At 54.1% G+C, this 17,633-nt stretch carries 13 protein-coding genes and 1 pseudogene; 6 read left to right on the top strand and 8 right to left on the bottom strand.

Going from position 1 to position 17,633, the window contains the following annotated elements:
- Positions 1-2 precede the first annotated feature (2 nt).
- The 6 genes from B5F12_RS05800 (at position 3) to pflA (ending at position 10,412) form a co-directional block, all read left to right on the top strand.
- On the top strand, positions 3-4,877 hold the full coding sequence (locus tag B5F12_RS05800) for a chitobiase/beta-hexosaminidase C-terminal domain-containing protein (RefSeq protein ID WP_087231672.1): 4,875 nt from the start codon (positions 3-5) through the stop codon (positions 4,875-4,877).
- Between the two features lie 59 nt (positions 4,878-4,936).
- Complete coding sequence (locus B5F12_RS05795) at positions 4,937-5,950, top strand: iron ABC transporter permease (protein ID WP_087231669.1); 1,014 nt, start codon at positions 4,937-4,939, stop codon at positions 5,948-5,950.
- A complete protein-coding gene (locus B5F12_RS05790; RefSeq protein WP_087231666.1) occupies positions 5,940-6,716 on the top strand; it encodes an ABC transporter ATP-binding protein in 777 nt (258 codons plus the stop codon). Before B5F12_RS05795 ends, B5F12_RS05790 begins: the two co-directional genes overlap by 11 nt.
- A gap of 21 nt (positions 6,717-6,737) precedes the next feature.
- The gene (locus tag B5F12_RS05785; RefSeq protein ID WP_087231663.1) at positions 6,738-7,139 is read left to right on the top strand and encodes a YbaN family protein; all 402 of its coding nucleotides are present in this window, start codon (positions 6,738-6,740) and stop codon (positions 7,137-7,139) included.
- A gap of 167 nt (positions 7,140-7,306) precedes the next feature.
- Positions 7,307-9,559, top strand: coding sequence for a formate C-acetyltransferase (gene pflB, locus B5F12_RS05780; RefSeq protein WP_087231660.1), 2,253 nt, complete (start codon positions 7,307-7,309; stop codon positions 9,557-9,559).
- A gap of 85 nt (positions 9,560-9,644) precedes the next feature.
- Positions 9,645-10,412, top strand: coding sequence for a pyruvate formate-lyase-activating protein (pflA, locus tag B5F12_RS05775; protein ID WP_087231657.1), 768 nt, complete (start codon positions 9,645-9,647; stop codon positions 10,410-10,412).
- Positions 10,413-10,573: 161 nt separating this feature from the next.
- Here the strand turns inward: pflA and B5F12_RS05770 are convergent, their stop codons facing one another.
- The 8 genes and pseudogenes from B5F12_RS05770 to B5F12_RS05735 form a co-directional block, all read right to left on the bottom strand.
- On the bottom strand, positions 10,574-10,831 hold the full coding sequence (locus B5F12_RS05770) for a helix-turn-helix domain-containing protein (protein WP_087231654.1): 258 nt from the start codon (positions 10,829-10,831) through the stop codon (positions 10,574-10,576).
- A pseudogene (locus B5F12_RS05765) lies at positions 10,828-11,574 on the bottom strand (TraG/TraD/VirD4 family protein); the annotation flags it as partial. The pseudogene B5F12_RS05765 and the gene B5F12_RS05770, both read right to left, overlap by 4 nt.
- A gap of 427 nt (positions 11,575-12,001) precedes the next feature.
- Positions 12,002-12,922 carry a HipA domain-containing protein gene (locus B5F12_RS05760; protein ID WP_087231651.1) on the bottom strand — a complete coding sequence of 307 codons (921 nt, stop codon included), beginning with the start codon at positions 12,920-12,922 and terminating at the stop codon, positions 12,002-12,004.
- 16 nt (positions 12,923-12,938) lie between these two features.
- On the bottom strand, positions 12,939-13,361 hold the full coding sequence (locus B5F12_RS05755; RefSeq protein WP_087231648.1) for a helix-turn-helix transcriptional regulator: 423 nt from the start codon (positions 13,359-13,361) through the stop codon (positions 12,939-12,941).
- A gap of 113 nt (positions 13,362-13,474) precedes the next feature.
- Positions 13,475-14,668, bottom strand: coding sequence for a hypothetical protein (locus B5F12_RS05750; protein ID WP_087231646.1), 1,194 nt, complete (start codon positions 14,666-14,668; stop codon positions 13,475-13,477).
- Positions 14,668-16,485 carry a type VI secretion protein gene (locus B5F12_RS05745; RefSeq protein ID WP_087231841.1) on the bottom strand — a complete coding sequence of 606 codons (1,818 nt, stop codon included), beginning with the start codon at positions 16,483-16,485 and terminating at the stop codon, positions 14,668-14,670. Before B5F12_RS05745 ends, B5F12_RS05750 begins: the two co-directional genes overlap by 1 nt.
- 82 nt (positions 16,486-16,567) lie before the next feature.
- Positions 16,568-17,149, bottom strand: coding sequence for a hypothetical protein (locus tag B5F12_RS05740; RefSeq protein WP_087231644.1), 582 nt, complete (start codon positions 17,147-17,149; stop codon positions 16,568-16,570).
- Positions 17,146-17,520 (bottom strand): hypothetical protein, encoded by a 375-nt coding sequence (locus tag B5F12_RS05735; RefSeq protein ID WP_087231640.1) that lies wholly within the window; start codon positions 17,518-17,520, stop codon positions 17,146-17,148. Before B5F12_RS05735 ends, B5F12_RS05740 begins: the two co-directional genes overlap by 4 nt.
- Positions 17,521-17,633 lie beyond the last annotated feature (113 nt).

Raw genomic sequence — 17,633 nt, 5'->3', positions numbered from 1 at the left:
TCATGACAACAACCAAACAGACATGGGTCAAGCGCAGCTTGGCCATGTCCTTGGCTTCGGCCCTCACGTTGGGCCTGGCCACACCTCCGGTGTGGGCGGCTTCTCCGTCCACTCCAGAATTTGAAACCAATGCCACTTACCAGGTGGATGTCCAGATGCGCAAGCCTGACGAGGAAGGCGGATGGAACAGCAGTTTCTACAGCCATCTTCAGCGCACGGCCACTGTGACCACAGATTCCGATGGCAATCCCACCTTGGAGCTCCGGTTCCCTGAAGTGGTCGTCTGGGCAGACGACTATGAGACATCGGAGACCCAGTGGGTTACTGGCGTGCAGGTTTATGAAAAGGATAGCACCGACCCTGTTGCACTGGAATTTCATGAGGTGTCCTTCACGGAAGGATATTATACCATTCGTGGCGAAGCCACATTTGTGCTGCCCTACTGGGACAGTAATGAGTACACAGGTACTGTGACCCTCAACAACGAGACCCAGAGTGACATGGTGCTCACGGTGGACTGGTCCACGCTGGAGCAGGTGCTGCCTGAGGCAGCAGTTCCGGAGATCACCCCCAGTGGAGCAGATTTTGAAACCTCCCAGGAGGTCACCATCACCTGTGACACTCCGGGGGCAACCATTCTCTACACCACCGACGGCAGTGACCCGTCCTATTCTTCCGGCTATCAGACGGGAGAGGTGTACAGCGAGCCCTTTACAGTAACCAGAACCACCACCGTCAAGGCGATTGCCTACGTTCCGGGTGAATATGATCCCAGCGCTGTGGTGTCTGCCACCTTTACCCGTACCACCATGCCTGAACTGGTGCCTGGCCAAGAGTATGCGGTAACCATCTCGGTGGACGACCCTCAATGGGAGCTGACCAGCTATGTACACACTCAGGCTGTGGTCACTGCAGACCAGAATGGAAGTCTGACCATGAAACTGACCTATCTCCAGGATTGGCAGGGGAATAAGGTCTCGGCACTGAGCATGTATCAGGTAGAGAATTCGGACGACCCACAAGACCTAACAGCTTTGGAGATTGTTCCCGCGTCTGGAGAAGTGGGATATAAAACCATCAGCGGCATTTCCAACATTGTACTGCCCTATTATGGTGTAAAGCAGAACTATTCCGGAACTTATCAGCTGAGTAATGGAACTTACGGCACCTACACCTTGTCCGTGCAGTGGGACACTGCCCACCAACAGACTGCCTCTGTGGCCACACCGGTTATCTCCCCCAACGAAGGCTCTATTTATGAGGAGACAGAGGTGACCATCACCTGTGATACCCCGGATGCCACCATCTACTACACCCTGGACGGCACCACACCCACTCAGGAGAGCACCCAGTACACTGGCCCCTTTACCATTAACCAGACGACCACGGTCAAAGCCATTGCAGTAAAAGATGGTATGGGAAGTAGCTTTGAGGCTACTGCTACCTACACCTGGAGTTTGCTGGGCCAGTTCACCGGTGCCGAGATCCAGCCCAAGGATGGATACACCACCCTCACCCTGAATACTGAGGATACCCGTTACGGTGATGCCATTTGGAGTGACCAGATGTCCAGCCCTCAGTATTTTGTCCGGGTTACCCAGGGGGACCGGGAGGAGAAGTTTGTCTATAACGGCGGCGTGGGCGGCTTTGCCCTCAAGCGGGTTGATGATGGCGTGCAGATGCTGCTCAACTTCGATTCTGAGACTTGGGATCTTTCCCAGCCCATTACCCTGGACGTAGTGATGGAGGGTTCCAGCACCAAGCACGTGGTGCTGGATGCCAGCAACCTCGACGAAGTTACCTTGACGCAAGAGGATCAGTCTGCCGATGCAACTGGTGGTGCGCAAATTTCTGCCAGTGAAATGAAGCCGGGGCAGACGTACACCGCCACCTTCCAAGCCTTCCGCATTGACGATGGGGTCACTGAGTCCATGCTGGCTGGCTTCTTTGATCCCTATGTGGAAATCAAGGTGGCCCAGGACGGTACTCTCACCGCCTCCTTTTACAACACCGTGTTCGCTCACTCCATGCTGGACTTTGCCATTCAGAGCAGTGATGGCACCTGGAAGGGCGCCATCACCGACGGCTCCCGTGTCCCTGAGATGGACGCTTCCGGGAAAGTGGTAGCCGCTGTGTACACCTTGCCCATCTCCGCATTGGACAGTGGTTATATGGTGGGTGCAGTCAATGTACAGGCTATGGGCGGCTCTGAGGCTATGAACGGCATGTATGATCGATACACCCAGGTGAAGCTGGTATTTGACACCACCGTCACCGAGGGCTTTGAGGGCTTCCAGATCAAAAACTCCGGCTTCACCCAGGCTAAGCTTATCAACCGGGCGCTGATGACCGTGACTGGTCTGGACATGGACGGAGATGGCTATGTCACCACGCAAGAGCTCAACGACTTCCGATTTGCGGAAGGCAGGAAGAGCCTGGATTTGAGTTCCAGCACCCTGATGAACGCCTACGGCGTCTTTGATCCGTTCAAGATTCAAGATATTTCATGGCTTGCTGATTTGGGGGACAAGTCCCTGGAAAGCATTAACTTTAACGGCAACAGCATTTCTGAAATTCATGATGAGTTCCTGGGCTTTACGCAGCTCACCAGCCTAAACCTGTCCGCCAACTGTATTTCCACCATTGATGACGATGCCTTCTCCCAGCTTTCCTCCCTGAAGGATATGAAGCTGGCCAGCAACCTGCTTACTGTCATCAACGACAAACTATTTGACGGCCTCAGCCAGGTAGGTGCCGGGGAAGACGAGTACATTCTGGATTTGGAGAATAACCGGATCTCCTCCATTGCTGCCGGTGCCTTTGATGATATGGAACATGTCACTGGTCTGTATCTGGCTCGCAACCAGCTGGTGAAGCTCAACGCCAATGCACTGCCTCAGCGGGAGACCTTTACCTGGCTGTCTCTCACCGACAACCAACTCATCCAGGTTCCTGAGGGGATCAACCAGATGTCTGGCATTACCGACTTGTACCTCAACCAAAATGATATTGCTCAGTTGGGCAGCGATTTGGATGGGATGCTTGCCCTGGAGACCCTGAATCTCAGCGATAACCTGCTGGAGGAGGTCCCGGCCAGTCTGGTAGAGACCAATCCCGCCCTCTCCTCTCTGGATCTGTCTAAGAATAGTTTGCGTACCCTGCCTACTCCGTTGCTGGCCAAGGTAGCGGAAGGAGGCTATGGATTTACCAGCGCCTTTGAGTACAACTCTGTGGACCTGTCTACCTGTGATCTCAGCGGCTTTACCCAGGAGCAGATTGCAACCATTCAAAAGGCCGCAGGAGAATATCCCTCCAAGCATCACCTGGGGCTCACCCTGGAGGTGGGGGAGGGCACCTTGAGCTATCAGTCTCAGTTGTCCGCCTTCGATTATTACTATTGGGCTTTGTGCAAGGGCGGCTATGTGTCTTGGGAAATCGAAGACAAGCTGCAAGAAGTGTTGGGCAAAACCTCCATTGACACCGTGGAGGAGCTGCTAAAGTTCCAGGCTGTGGATTTGCCCGACTTCTCTCAAGAGTCTATCAAGGGCTCCATTCTCACAGATAAGACCGGTACTGTGGATGCCTTCACCGTGCGCACCGATGTACAGGAGCTTCGCAACGGCACCTGGTACACCCTCAGCACCACACAGGTCAGCCAGGATGAGGATGCTTGCTCCGGCACCTTCCAGCAGGAGGGAATTACCCCTGAAGGCCGTTACCGTTTGGTCAAGACAGTGACTGGCACCAAGGCAGAACATCGCATTGTGGTTTATTCCGGCACCGGAACCGGGGAAACTCCGGATCAGGATGTGCTGGAGGATGGCATCTATTCTGTAAAGGTGGACATGTACCAGACTGACCGCAGCAAGCTGTCCATGTCCAACAATGCCATCAACCACACTGTAAAGCTGGAAGTGGTAGACGGAGTCTATTATGTGACCCTGGACTTCAAGGGCATGGCCATTGATAATCGCTTTGGCTACCTGTCCACCCTGTCCTACTACGATGAGGGCTATGTGTACAGCCAGTATGGCAGACCCCAGGGAGATCTGGTGTTGGCCGAGGTGCTCTCCACACAGAAGAATGCCGACGGCAGTGATGTCATCGACCAATACAACGATGCCAACCACCTATATCCCGACCAGGTGCGCATTCGCCTGGTGTCCACCGCCATTGCTGACCGGGACGGCTTTGTGCCCCTGCATGTCTTCGTGCCCATTATGGAGGCCATCAGCGCCGGTACTGGTGATCAGGATGTGTTGATGAAAGTTGACTGGTCTAGTCTGGAGAAGACCACGGAGGATGACCCTGACTTCCAGCCGGAAGAGCCGGTGGAGCAGTCTCCTGCTGTGAATTATACGGATGAGAAGACCGGTGTCACCGTCTGCGCTGACAAGGGAGTGTTCCCTGCAGGCGTGGGCTTTGAGATTACGCCCATAACCTCCGGCAGCGAGTATTCTTCCGCTGCCTACGCTCTCCAGGAGGTTGGGAAGAAGTTCAAGCTCTACCAGGTGAAATTTGTGGATGCCAATGGGGAGCAGGTGGTACCCAATGGAACGGTCTCCATTGGTTTCCCCATTCCGAATGGATATGCGGACCAACAAGTAGCTGTGTATCGCATGGCAACGGACAATAAAGTGCTGGTTCGTGGTAGTTTGAGAGATGACTATTATACGGTCATAACCAAATCTGCCGGAGCCTATGCACTGGTGGAAAAAGGAAGCACCATCACCGATGCGGAAAACACTGCTCAGGTGGGTGACGTCCCCCAGACCGGAGATTCCGCCCAGTTGCTTCCTCTGGTGGGAGTGATGATGAGCTGCGGCCTAGCTCTGGCAGGATGCACCGTATACGCTGCCCGTAAACGCAAGGGCTGATACCACAGTAAAGGCCGGGATGCCGTACTTCGACATCCCGGCCCTGCCTGCTTTATCTCATGGAAGGAGGTCTACTCGTCTTGATCAGCCGAAAAAAGATCATCGGCTCTTTTGTGGGAACGGCTGTGCTGCTGGTTGGGCTGTTTCTCTTTGCAGTCAACACCGGCAGCTTGAAGGTCACCCCTGTGGAGCTGTTCCGAGGACTCTTTGTGGCCTACAATGAAAACGTGGCCACCATTTTTGACTTGCGATTTCCCCGTATTTTCATTGCCATGTTCGGCGGAGCTGTTATGGCGGTGTCCGGCGTGCTGCTGCAGGCGGTGCTGAAAAACCCGCTGGCGGACCCCGGCATCATTGGCATCAGCTCCGGTGCCAGCCTGGTGGCGGTGCTCATCACCGCCTTTTTCCCCGCACTTTACTTTTTTACTCCGCTGTTTGCCTTTCTGGGTGGTATGCTTGCCTTTTTCCTGGTGTACTCCCTGTCCTGGAAGGGCGGGCTGTCCCCGCTGCGTATCATTTTGGTGGGCGTGGCGGTGAATGCCATGTTCTCCGGCCTCATGAGTGCCTTCAACTCCGGCACCGGAAGCAACTATTCCGGGGTGGCCAGCATTGTCAACGCCAATATTACCATGAAGACATGGAGCGACCTGCAAACCCTGCTCCTCTACGGGTTGGTGGGACTGATTGCCTCGTTCTTTGTGCTGGGACAGTGCAACCTGCTGGCTTTGGAGGACAAAACTGCCCGAAGCCTGGGGGTCAATGTGAATCGGAGCCGGATTGTCATCTCTGTCATTGCCGTGCTGCTGGCGGGGATTGCCACCGCCGTCATCGGCCCCATCAGCTTCCTGGGTTTGATTGTCCCCCACATTGCCCGGCTTCTGGTGGGCAGCAACCATAAAATTCTGGTGCCCTACACCATCCTGTTGGGAGCATTCACCCTGCTGCTGGCTGACACGGTGGGGCGTACCATTGCCGCACCCTACGAGATCAGTGCATCGGTGATCATGTCTGTGGTGGGTGGCCCGTTCTTTATCATTTTGCTGAGGAGGTCCAGACAGAGCTATGGTCAGTGATATTTTTACCGTCAAAAACCTATCCTTTGCATACGGAAAGCACCAAGTGCTCCAGGGACTGGACTTTTCCCTCCGTGAGGGGAAAATTACCACACTGATTGGCGCTAATGGCTGTGGCAAATCCACCCTGTTCAACCTGATGACCAAAAATCTGAAACCAGACCAGGGGGAAATCCAGTTCCGGGGGCAGGACATCGCCCATCTTCGGCTGAAGGACTTTGCCAAAGAGGTGGCTATCGTCCACCAGTACAACACCGCCCCCCCAGACCTGACCGTAGAGAAGCTGGTGGGATATGGTCGGACCCCCTACCATACCCTGGGTCTGTCCGGCGACCCCCAGCAGGACGAGGAGAAGATCCGCTGGGCTCTGGAGATCACCCACACGGTCAAACACAAGGACAAGCCGGTGGCAGAGCTGTCCGGCGGCCAGAAGCAGCGGGTGTGGATTGCCATGGCCCTGGCCCAGGATACCAAGGTGCTTTTTTTGGACGAGCCCACCACCTATCTGGATGTGCGCTACCAGCTCCAAATCCTCAAACTGATTCAAAAATTAAATCGGGAGTACGGCATTACCATTGTGATGGTGCTCCACGACATCAACCAGTCCCTCTATTACAGCGATGAAATTGTGGCCATGAAGGGCGGAAAAATCATTGCTCAGGGGGTACCGGAGTGCATTTTGACCGGAGAACTGGTCAAAGAGGTGTATGACGTGGACTTGACCATCCAGAGCGTGGACGGAAAGCCCTTTGTGATTCCGGTGTAGGGAGGAAAGGGGAGGCCTTCTATGAAAGTGAAACGACTGTTTTTTCTGGTGCTGGGCTGTGTCTGTCTGGGGCTGGGGTGCATTGGCGTTGTGCTGCCCATACTGCCCACAGTGCCGTTTTTTCTGGTCACCGTATTCAGCTTTGCAAAAAGCTCCCAAAGACTTCATAGCTGGTTTGTGGGGACGCGGCTTTACCAAAAGCATCTGGACTCCTTTGTGAAGAAAAAGGGCATGACAGTACAGACAAAGGTTGGCATCATGGTGCCTGTGACACTTCTGATGGGAGTTGGTATCTTTATGATGCTACGAGGTGGAATTGTGATTCCCAGTATTATTTTGGCCATTGTCTGGGTGTGCCATGTTATCTACTTTGTCTTTGGAGTGAAAACCATCGTGTCAAAATCAGATAGTAGGGTCAAATGAATTCATCTGTGCAACGCCTTGACAATCTATAATGCGATGTGGTAATGTATTTCCTGTGGTTAGCGGTGGCTAACCCACTTGCAGGCAATAGCGTTACACCGTACAGCGGATTCATATAGATTCTTTTCCGCTTTGATGTAGTCCGCATTTTGTGAAAGGAGAACGTCATGACAAATTATAAGCAGTGGGAAGGTTTTGAAGGCCGTATCTGGAAGGAAGAGGTCAATACCCGCGACTTTATCCAGAAAAACTATAAGCCATATGATGGGGACGAGGCTTTTCTTGTTGGCCCTACTGAGGCGACAAACAAGTTGTGGGATGCCTTGCAGGCCTTGCAGAAACAAGAGCGAGCCAAGGGTGGCGTGCTGGATATGGAGACCGAGGTTGTCTCTGGCCTGACTGCATATGGCCCCGGGTACATTGATCCTGAACTCAAGGACTTGGAGCAGGTGGTTGGTTTGCAAACTGACAAACCACTCAAGCGTGCATTTATGCCTTATGGTGGCATCAAGATGGCAGAACAGGCTTGTACCACCTACGGCTATACCCCCAGCGAAAAGCTGCATGAGATTTTCACCCAGTATGCCCGTACCCATAACCAGGCGGTGTTTGATGCATATACCCCTGAAATGAAGAAGGCCCGGCATAGCCACATCGTCACGGGTTTGCCTGACACCTACGGCCGTGGCCGCATTGTGGGAGATTACCGCCGTGTGGCGCTGTATGGCATTGATTTCTTGGTCCAGGAAAAGCAAAAAGATCTGGCCAACTGCGGCGACGGCACGATGCTGGATGACGTGATCCGGCAGCGTGAGGAGATTGCACTGCAAATCCATGCGCTGAAGGGTATGAAAGACATGGCCGCCGCATACGGCTATGACATCTCCCAGCCTGCCGCCAATGCCAAAGAGGCCGTCCAATGGCTGTATTTCGGCTATCTGGCCGCAATCAAAACGCAGAATGGTGCGGCTATGAGTGTGGGCCGTGTCTCTACGTTCCTGGATATTTACATTCAGCGGGACATGGAGCGGGGTGTTCTCACGGAACATGAGGCCCAGGAACTCATTGATCATCTGGTTATGAAGTTCCGTATGGTCAAGTTTGCACGGATTCCCAGCTACAATCAGCTGTTTAGTGGTGATCCGGTGTGGGCCACTCTGGAAGTGGGTGGCATTGGCATGGATGGCCGTTCCATGGTCACCAAGACAGACTTCCGTTTCCTGCATACGCTGGAAAACATGGGGCCTGCTCCCGAGCCCAACATGACGGTCCTGTACTCTTCTGCATTGCCCAAAGCATTCAAAGATTATGCTGCTCGTGTCTCCATTGATACCTCCTCGGTCCAGTACGAGAATGACGACGTGATGAAGCCGGTTTGGGGAGACGACTACTCTATCTGCTGCTGTGTGTCTGCCACGCAGACTGGCAAGGAGATGCAGTTCTTTGGGGCTCGTGCCAACTTGGCCAAGTGTCTACTGTACGCCATCAACGGTGGCATGGACGAAAAGCTGGAGGAACAGGTGGGCCCGGCCTACGCCCCCATCACCAGTGAGTATCTGGACTATCAAGAGGTCATGCAGAAATACGACGTGATGATGGACTGGTTGGCTGGTCTGTACGTCAACATTCTCAATCTCATTCAGTACATGCATGATAAGTATTACTATGAAGCGGCTGAGATGGCCCTCATTGACACCGAAGTGCGCCGTACCTTTGCCACAGGCATTGCTGGGTTCAGTCATGTGGTTGATTCCCTGAGTGCAATTAAGTATGCCAAGGTCAAGTGTATCCGCAACGAAAAGGGGTTGGTGACCGACTACGAGGTGGAGGGTGACTTCCCCAAGTACGGCAACGACGATGACCGTGCGGATGACATTGCCGTTGAGCTGCTGCGTAGCTTCCTGGAGAAGATCAAGCGCCGCCACACCTATCGCAATTCTGAGGCAACTACCTCCATTCTGACCATCACCTCCAATGTGGTGTACGGCAAAGCCACCGGTGCCATGCCGGACGGACGCAAGGCCTACACGCCCTTTGCTCCCGGAGGTAACCCCAGCTATGGGGCTGAAACCAATGGCCTGCTGGCCTCCTTGAACTCGGTGGCTAAGCTGCCCTACCACTGGGCGTTGGATGGAATCTCCAACACCCAGACCATCAGTCCTGAGGCGCTGGGTCACAGTGAGCAGGAGCGGGTGGAGAATCTGGTTCAGGTCATGGATGGATATTTTGACCAAGGTGCCCATCACTTGAACGTCAATGTGTTCGGTGTGGAAAAGCTGATGGATGCCATGGAGCATCCTGAGAAGGAAGAGTACAGCAACTTCACCATCCGGGTATCGGGATATGCAGTCAAGTTCATCGATCTGACCCGTGAGCAACAGATGGATGTGATTGCCCGCACTTGCCACAAGGTCATGTAATCTGATAAAATGATTTTGAAACCCGCGGCTGCTTGTGCGGCCGCGGGTTTTTCACACAACGATGTATATGAAGGAGTGGACTACTATGGCACAAGATGAACGGATTGGATATGTCCATTCTGTTGAAACATTTGGTTTGGTGGATGGGCCAGGAGTTCGATACGTGATTTTTATGCAAGGATGTGCCATGCGCTGCCAATACTGTCATAATCCTGAAACCTGGACCTTTACCCAAAGCAATGGGAAAACGCCCCAGGAAGCCTTTGATGCGGCATACCGTTATCGGAATTACTGGCGTAACAACGGTGGCCTGACTATCAGCGGAGGTGAACCTCTCTTGCAGATGGACTTTGTCAGCGAGGTGTTCCGTTTAGCCCATGACAAAGGGATTCACACGGCACTGGACACCAGCGGACAGCCGTTTTCTCCTGACAATGCCCGTTGGATGGCCCGGTTCGATGCATTGTTGGAGCATACAAGCCTGGTGATTTTGGATTTGAAGGAAGTGGACAACCAAAAGCATCGTGCCCTGACCGGTCACGACAACACGAATATTCTGGAAATGGCACAATACATTGCCAGAAAAGGAATTCCCCTTTGGATTCGCCATGTACTGGTTCCCGGCCTGACAGATGATACCGAAGGCCTTCGTCGTCTGAATGCGTTTATCAGGACATTGCCTACCGTGCGACGGGTAGAAATTTTGCCTTACCACACCTTGGGTACGTTTAAATGGCAGAACCTAAACATCCCATATTCTTTGGATGGTGTCCGGGTCCCAACTGAAGAAGAAATTCAGGCCGCTGAGGAACTTTTGCATGTGAGAGAATACCAGGATGCACCCAAACGGTGAGCTTGAAATGGGTTGATGCGTAGACGTGTACCGTGTAAATGCATCCTCTGAACGAATACTCAGTTAGAATGAGCCCTTCTGGGCGGTCCATCATGAACCACCGCTGGGTCCAGCAGATGAGCGCAGCTCCCCCTTGGTGGAGAGCTGCGCTTTTTGCGGCCTTATCGGACGGTGTATAGATTGGAGGTAGAGCTACCGTTGGCTCGATGCCTAGGCGTCTTCTCCAGATATCCGTGCTGCTCCAAATCATGAAGCGCCCGCTTCACCGTGGAGCGGGACAGCTTCATGTCCGAAGCAATGGTGTTGATACCCGGCCAGCACTTGCCCTCGGCATCGGAGCGATCCCACAGGTACATATAAACTGTCTTGGCTCGGGAGGGTAGCTCGGTGTCTGCATAAATGGTTCCGAAGTAACTCATATCTCATCATCTCCAAACGCTTTCGTGCGGCTGGATTTCCTCTTAACCGCAGTTTGATTCCAGATTGCATCCTGCCCCACGAACTTATTGGACTGGGGCAGGTTCTGTTCCAGATCCACACGGTTGGCATAGGCCACCTCTCGATTGGCTCGCTCCGGCACGATGTAAGGCGCTCCAAAGGTGATGCCCCAATCCAGGAAGAGCCGGAGGCGTGTACGCATGGGATGGGTGCCGGTTTTCATGACAATGAAGCTACCCTTGGGGATGGATTTCAGCTCGTCCGGGGTGAGAAGGGCACGCTCCATCATCTGCAGGCTCTGGCGTGGATCGTTCTTGCCACGGCTCACGGAGCCGGACAGGACGGTGCGGCTGCCCAGGGCTTTGGACAGCACTTCAGCGGTCTGGCTGTTGGGGGCAAAGCCACCGAAAATGGTGTCCTGGCAGTTGTCAGCAATAATTTCACAGCCCTCTTTTCCGTAGTTTTTCTCCAACTGTGCCAAGGATTGAATGATGGGTACCAGGGTGAGACGGCGGGAGCGGCCAGCAGAGAAGAGGGGCAGAATGTCAAAGGGGGGCATGGTGCCGAACTCATCGCAGAACAGCACCACCCGATTTTTCAGCTTGCCGCCGTTTTCGTCTGCCACAGCAAACAGCTCTCGGCTCAAGTTCTGGACCATTAGTCCCGCCATAAAGTTTTTGGTGGTGTCTTCCTCGGGGAGAATGAGGAAGATGGCAGACTTTTCGTAGAGTTTTACCAGGGCATCCGTCATCTCACGCTCCAGTTCCAGATCTCGCTTGCTCATGTAGCGTTTCAGGGCGGAGAGTTTTTCCTCGTCAAAAGAAATGGTCAGGTTTACTTGTTTCATTGGCACTTCCTTTCTCAGTCGTAATTGATGTATTCAATTTCCAGCCAGTGGGGGCATAGCCGATGGTGGAGGGTTCCGGGTCGAGTTGGATGAGACAAACACAGTCTGTTCTCCGAAATGAGAAAGGCCGGAGCGTTCGCTCCGGCCTACACAGGGGTAAGATCAGTTTGGATTTGTATCCTGGGCAGAATAGCTCATCCATCTGGATGGGCGTTTTCTCCAGCAGAGTTTACCGACAAGATGATCAGCGGAATGGAAAAGGGGACCGCATCTATGAGATGCGATCCCTCTGCATTCTAGCTGGTCACATTGTCAACTCGGGGTTCCTCGACTGTTGCTCCTGCTGCATCAGGAGGTTCATACTGTAGTCCAGTATCTTTTCCTTACGATCTGTCAGCATGGTGAGGTAGAACTCCCGCTGGAGCGGTTGGAGCTCCGGGATTCCATCCAGGAACCTCTGTATCCTGTCCAGATCGATACGTGCGGCGATCCGTCTGAGTGCATCATTGCACTCCGGATAGCGCAGGGAAGCGATGAAATCGAAGTACGGAATCTTCACACCGTTTTCTTCAATGGAAGATGCGGGGAACACATAGATTCGCCGGTCAATTTCTTCCTGTGACTTCAGTACCTCTGCCATGTGGGGCAGATCCAGCTGCGGATAGAGACAGGAGCCGCAGTCATAGACCGGCGCAATCTCCACGCTTTGCTCCTCCTCATTTACCAGCAGGCCCCAGTTGCCGTTATGCCGGTCAAAGTTTCCGAGAAGCGCATCCGCAATAAACATATCCCAGAAAAATTTCCGAAGTTCATCTGCTGGATATAATGTTTGCTCATCAATAGCCTGCAGAATCGATGACAGCTCCTTGCCGTAGCCATTTTGCTCACTGTCGATACAGGTGTTCTTCAGTTGGGCGAACTCAATCAGCCGCTTTCCGCCCTCTGTAAAATCACGGCAGGCAACTACCAGCTTGCTTTTGCCCCGACGATCTGTGTAATTACCCAGCAGAGTATCCTGTACCCGGAAGCCCAGCATCTCGAAAATATGACAGGCCACATATTCGCTGATGCATCCGTTGGTGTAACTCATTTCTTTGTTCCGGCTGGGGCGTGGAGGAAACTTCAGCATATAACTGGAGCCCGCATAGGAGATATTGATCTTATTTCCGTTCGCACCGCCATAGGCACGGAAACGGTTGACAGGGCAGTTGGTAAAATCGATCACGTGTCGTTCCTCCCCATTACAGATATTTTGCTCTCAGGTAGTCCGCCTGCTCTTGCGTGATGGCGTTGCTCCACTGGTTGGAGTTGATGGCGCCATACAGCTCTCCCCACAGGCAGTCCATGTAGGACACATGGTTTTTCTCTCCCTGGATATATTCATCCAGGGCCTTTTGCAGGCTGGCCGGCAGGTCCCTTTCCAGATAGGAGCGGTCGTTTGGCTTCCCGTCCGTGGCCTGCCTTTGCTCTACGGTCATGGTCAGAAGCTGCTCCATGGGGATGTCCAGCGTGGCGGCAAGCTTGCTCAGCGTCCCGGCATTGCACCGCGTCAGCGACGTTTTGCCCGAGCAGATGTCCGCCAGCGTGGCCCATGGAACCCCGCTGCGCTTGGAGAGCTGGTAGCGGGAGAGACCCTTTTCCCGCAGGACTTGTTGGATTGTCATATGCATCACCCACCTCCGATTATATCGGTATCCCGATAACCAGTCAAGGGTTGCAGGCACAGCCAAATCGAAGGTGATGGTCAGGTTCACTTGCTTCATGGGCACTTCCTTTCTCAGTTATAGTTGATATAGGGAATCTCCAGCCAGTGTGTCCATCCTCTACCTTCCAGCTGGGTCTTCACCACACCGCATTGGGTGTTCATGGCTTCGATGACATAGCCGCCGCCAATGTACACACCGATGTGTCCGTTCTGCCAGACGGCCAGGCCAGGTGTGTCCGGCATGGTATCGATGGGCCCAGACACGGAGGCGGAGTAGAACATTTGGTTGGCGCCCAGGTCGGGCATACCGTTGGTGGCATAACCAATGGTGAGTGTCTCCGGGTCGAGCCAGCCGTAGCCTTTGATCAGACCCACGCAGTCGGTGGTCCGACCGCCCAGCCAGTTGGAACGAATGAAGTCTGCATAGGTACCAACACCGTCGGGGTACTGTTCCTGCTTGTAGGCGAAGAGGGAATCGGTGAGGACGTTGCCGTAGGTTCCCCACACATAGCCCCAGCCGGACTCCCAGGCGTGAATGGCATAGAGAGCCAGGTCTGTGGCATTCTTGGTGGAGGGATCGGTGAAGGTGGAGATGTCCAGCTCGATGCTGGTTCCATCCCCACGGAGATACTCACCGTTGTAGCTGCCACCGCCAGCAGTTCCAGCCACCGAGGTGTAGACGTGGTTGATGTTGTTTCTGTCATCCTCTGTGATGTCTCTGCCCAGATGAGCTTCCAGATGGGTGTATGCCTGGTAGAGAGAAAGGGGCACGTTGACGGTGTAGGTCTCCTCCTCGGTGGTGACGATGCCGTCCTCTTGCTCTATCTCCACGGTGCGGGTTCGGGTTTCTGTGGTGTAGAAGCATGCCACGAAGCTGTCCGCTTCGCTTTGGGACGGAGCATCCTCACCAAAGCAGAGAGCATAAAAAACGGCCTTGACTCGCAATGGGTCAAGGCCGTTGCCGCTCTCCGTCTGCTCATTGGCAGAGGCCACCGCTGAATCCAGAAGGGAGAAGGCGGAACGCATCTCCTCAATGGAGTTGCGAAACTCCGCAGGGACTTCAGCAGAGAGTGTGCTGCCGTAGAAGCACGCTTCCACTGAGGCATTGTTATGTTCGGCACCGCCCGAGCCAATGGAGCAGAGCAGGGCGATCAAAAGAATGACAGGGGAGAAGACTGCAACCAGCACCCAGCCAAACCCTTTTCGAGTTTTCTCGTTGGTGAGCAGCGTGGCGGCGGCTTTGGCGATTGCCGCAGGGATTGCCATCAGCGACCACCTGCCGATCCAAAGAGCTTCTCCTTGTAGGCCGGGGCATGGACTTCCAACAGGTATCGCTCGTTGCCGCACTTGTACAGGCAGACACCCCGCTGGGGAAACTTGATGAGATTGTACTCGGCTTCCTCCAGTTGGAGCATATCCATGTAGGAGCGCTTGTCGATGGAGCCTGCGTTGAAGAGAAACTGATGGGGCGGGATGCTGAACAAGGGCTTGGTCATCTCCCGGATGCCCTCTTGGTCGAAGTCCTCCAGGTTCTGACTGGCCAGGAGCATGGCGGACTCCTTTTTGCGCACCCGCTTGAGACAGTTGCGGATGTACTCGATGGCAGTGGGATTGGACAGCCAGATATACAGCTCGTCCAGGGCGGCCACGGTATTTCCCTCGGTGAGGAGCTTGTCAGACATATAGGACAACACATTGAAGAGCATGGCATTGCGGACATTTCTCGCCGCACTGAGCATCCCCTTCACACCAAAGACCAGGAAGCGGCTGGAGGTAATGTTCGTGTGTCCGTTGAAGAACTGGGCATCGGTGCCCTTGCACATGGAGTGCAGCCCCAGCAGCACCTCCTGCAGAAGTTTCTCTGTGTAGAGAGGGTGACAGCTGGCATCGTAAGAGTGAAACTCCTCCTCCATCAGGTCGTAGAGGTCGGAGAGGGTGGGGTAGTCCTCCGGGCGCATCTGAGAAAAGTTGGTGTTCTCGGTGATGCCGAACTTCTGGTACAGCTTGGAGAGCATGATTTCGATGGTGTCGATGTGGGCATCGCTGAAATCCTTGTAGGCTCGGAAGAAGTCTTTCAGGAAGGAGATGTGCTGAGCCAGCATGGTATCGCCCAAAAAGGCTTTGGGTACGCATCCACTGTCGTCGCAGGCGGGAAGGTTTGCTGTCCCGACCATGTCCGTGTGCGAATTGCCTCCAGCGGCACGCTGGTTGTCCCAGCACTTGGGTTCCAGGACGTTGATGAGGTAGTGTCCGGCCATGAGGTCGGCAAAACAACCACCCACCGCCTCGCACATCTCCTGTTGCTCATGTTCGACATCCAGGGAGATGACAGATTTGCCAGACTCCAGCAGATTGAGGATGAGCAGCTTCATGAGGTAGGACTTGCCCTGTCCGGAGTTGCCCAGGATCAGAATGTTGGCAGAGGTCTTGTCCTCGTCTCGCTGGTCGAAGTCCACCAGAATGTTGCTGCCGTATTTGTCTTTGCCGATGTAGAAGCCCTTGGGGTCCAGCTTGCCGGAGTAGTTGAAAGGGTACAGGTTGGCCACGGAACTTGCGGGCAGCACCCGTTCAAATTGGACTCCGAAGACGTTGTGACCGCTGGGTCCTACACAGCGGAAGCCCTGTTGCTGACGGAGCAGGAGCTTGTCCACATTCAGCTTGCTCCGAACCAGCTCGGTGAGCACGTCGGTCTGGAGCAGTTTGAGAGCATTGTAATCTGGGGCCACCAACTCCAGGTACACGGCACAGTGGAGGAGAGGTTCACGGTTGCGGTGCATGGAAGCCACCAGGGTGGCCACATCCTGCAGGTTGCTCTCCGCAGTGATGGTCTCCTGCAGATTGCTGGTGTTGGAGCTGCTCAGGCGGTTCTTGTTGGTGGCATTCTGGATGATGCGCTTTTCTTCGGCGGCAGTGACCTGCCTGGTGTAGATATGCAGGGTAATGCCGTCCTTCTTGCCCAGATGACGGAGAATGGCCTGCTCGTCGGTGCTGGTGGGATATTCCCGGAGTGCCCAGACACAACGGTAGGTGTTGCCGCAGATAAAGTGGTCGGGCATGAAGCTGACCACAGAGGGGGCGATCATGTCCAGAAAGGACTTGGTGTTGGCCTCCTCGCTGATCTGGGCAGCGGACTTTTTCGGTTTTCTTGCCAAGATGGATACCTCCTTATTCTTTGGTTGTGACCCAGCGGTCCCCGTCGAAGTCCTCGAAGTCTTCTGTGGTCACGTTTTGCTCGAAGTAGACACCAAGCATCCGCTTGAGATCCTGCTGGGTGGCCCGGCGGGTGGTGAAGCCGTTGTCGTTGATGCTCTGCTCGATGCGGGAGAGATAGGGGAAGACATCTGAGCCTTGATCTTCCCGCAGCCGAACGACGATATAAAACTCCCGGCTGGAGGCCATCAACACCTGGATGCGATCCAGGTGCTGGCTGTCTTGGGCCAGAAGCTTGCCAATGGCGGGAAGCTCCTCCTGCTCCATGCGCTCCTGGTAGAAGTTTTTGTTGTACTCAAAGGACTCCTTGGAGTTGAGGGCCAGCATTTCCACCTCGGCCAGCCCTTTCATCACATTGAGCAGAGCATAGATCCTTGCGGTGATGCTGGTGTCCGGCAGGACGCTGATGTTGGTGGGCTTGATGATGAAGAACACCAGATCCCCCATGTGGGTGGAGATACAATAGTCCTTGAGACTGTCAATGCCCATCAGCTGCTGGGTGGACTGGGCTGACGCTGCTTTTTTCTTTCTGCTCATTCGAATTCCTCCGTAACGTGTGGCGGGACCAGGTAGGTGCAGCACAGGGTGACGTGACAGACCAATGTCTTGGGATTCTGGGTAAAGTGATAGTTTGCCCGGACATTTTTGATACCGGAACAGCCGTATTTCTCACCCAGCATGCCAGCCACATAGCTTTTCAGCAGAGCCCGCAGACTGCGAAATCCATAGTAATGCTTGCCGCTTTTACTGCGGCAGTTCCAATTGGTCTTGGGGTCCTGCCAGAAGTAGACGTCGTCGCACTCCCAGCGGCTTCGCTTTTCGCTCCAACGGAGCTTCAAGAAGCCGGATCGCTGGACGTCCTGATGGATGCACGGAGCCAGAGTTCGGTTGGTAGAGTTATCATTCATACTACATTCTCCTACAATAAAGTTACGGTTTAAGGCGCGGCAGCCAGCCGCGTCTTTTTCCATCTCAAAGCCGAAGCTGTTAGAATGAGAGAGTAAATGGTCTGGCACCAACA

The organism is Pseudoflavonifractor sp. An176 (genome assembly GCF_002160435.1).
Lineage (GTDB): Bacteria > Bacillota > Clostridia > Oscillospirales > Oscillospiraceae > Enterenecus > Enterenecus faecium.
This window is presented reverse-complemented; position numbering and strand designations above follow the sequence as displayed.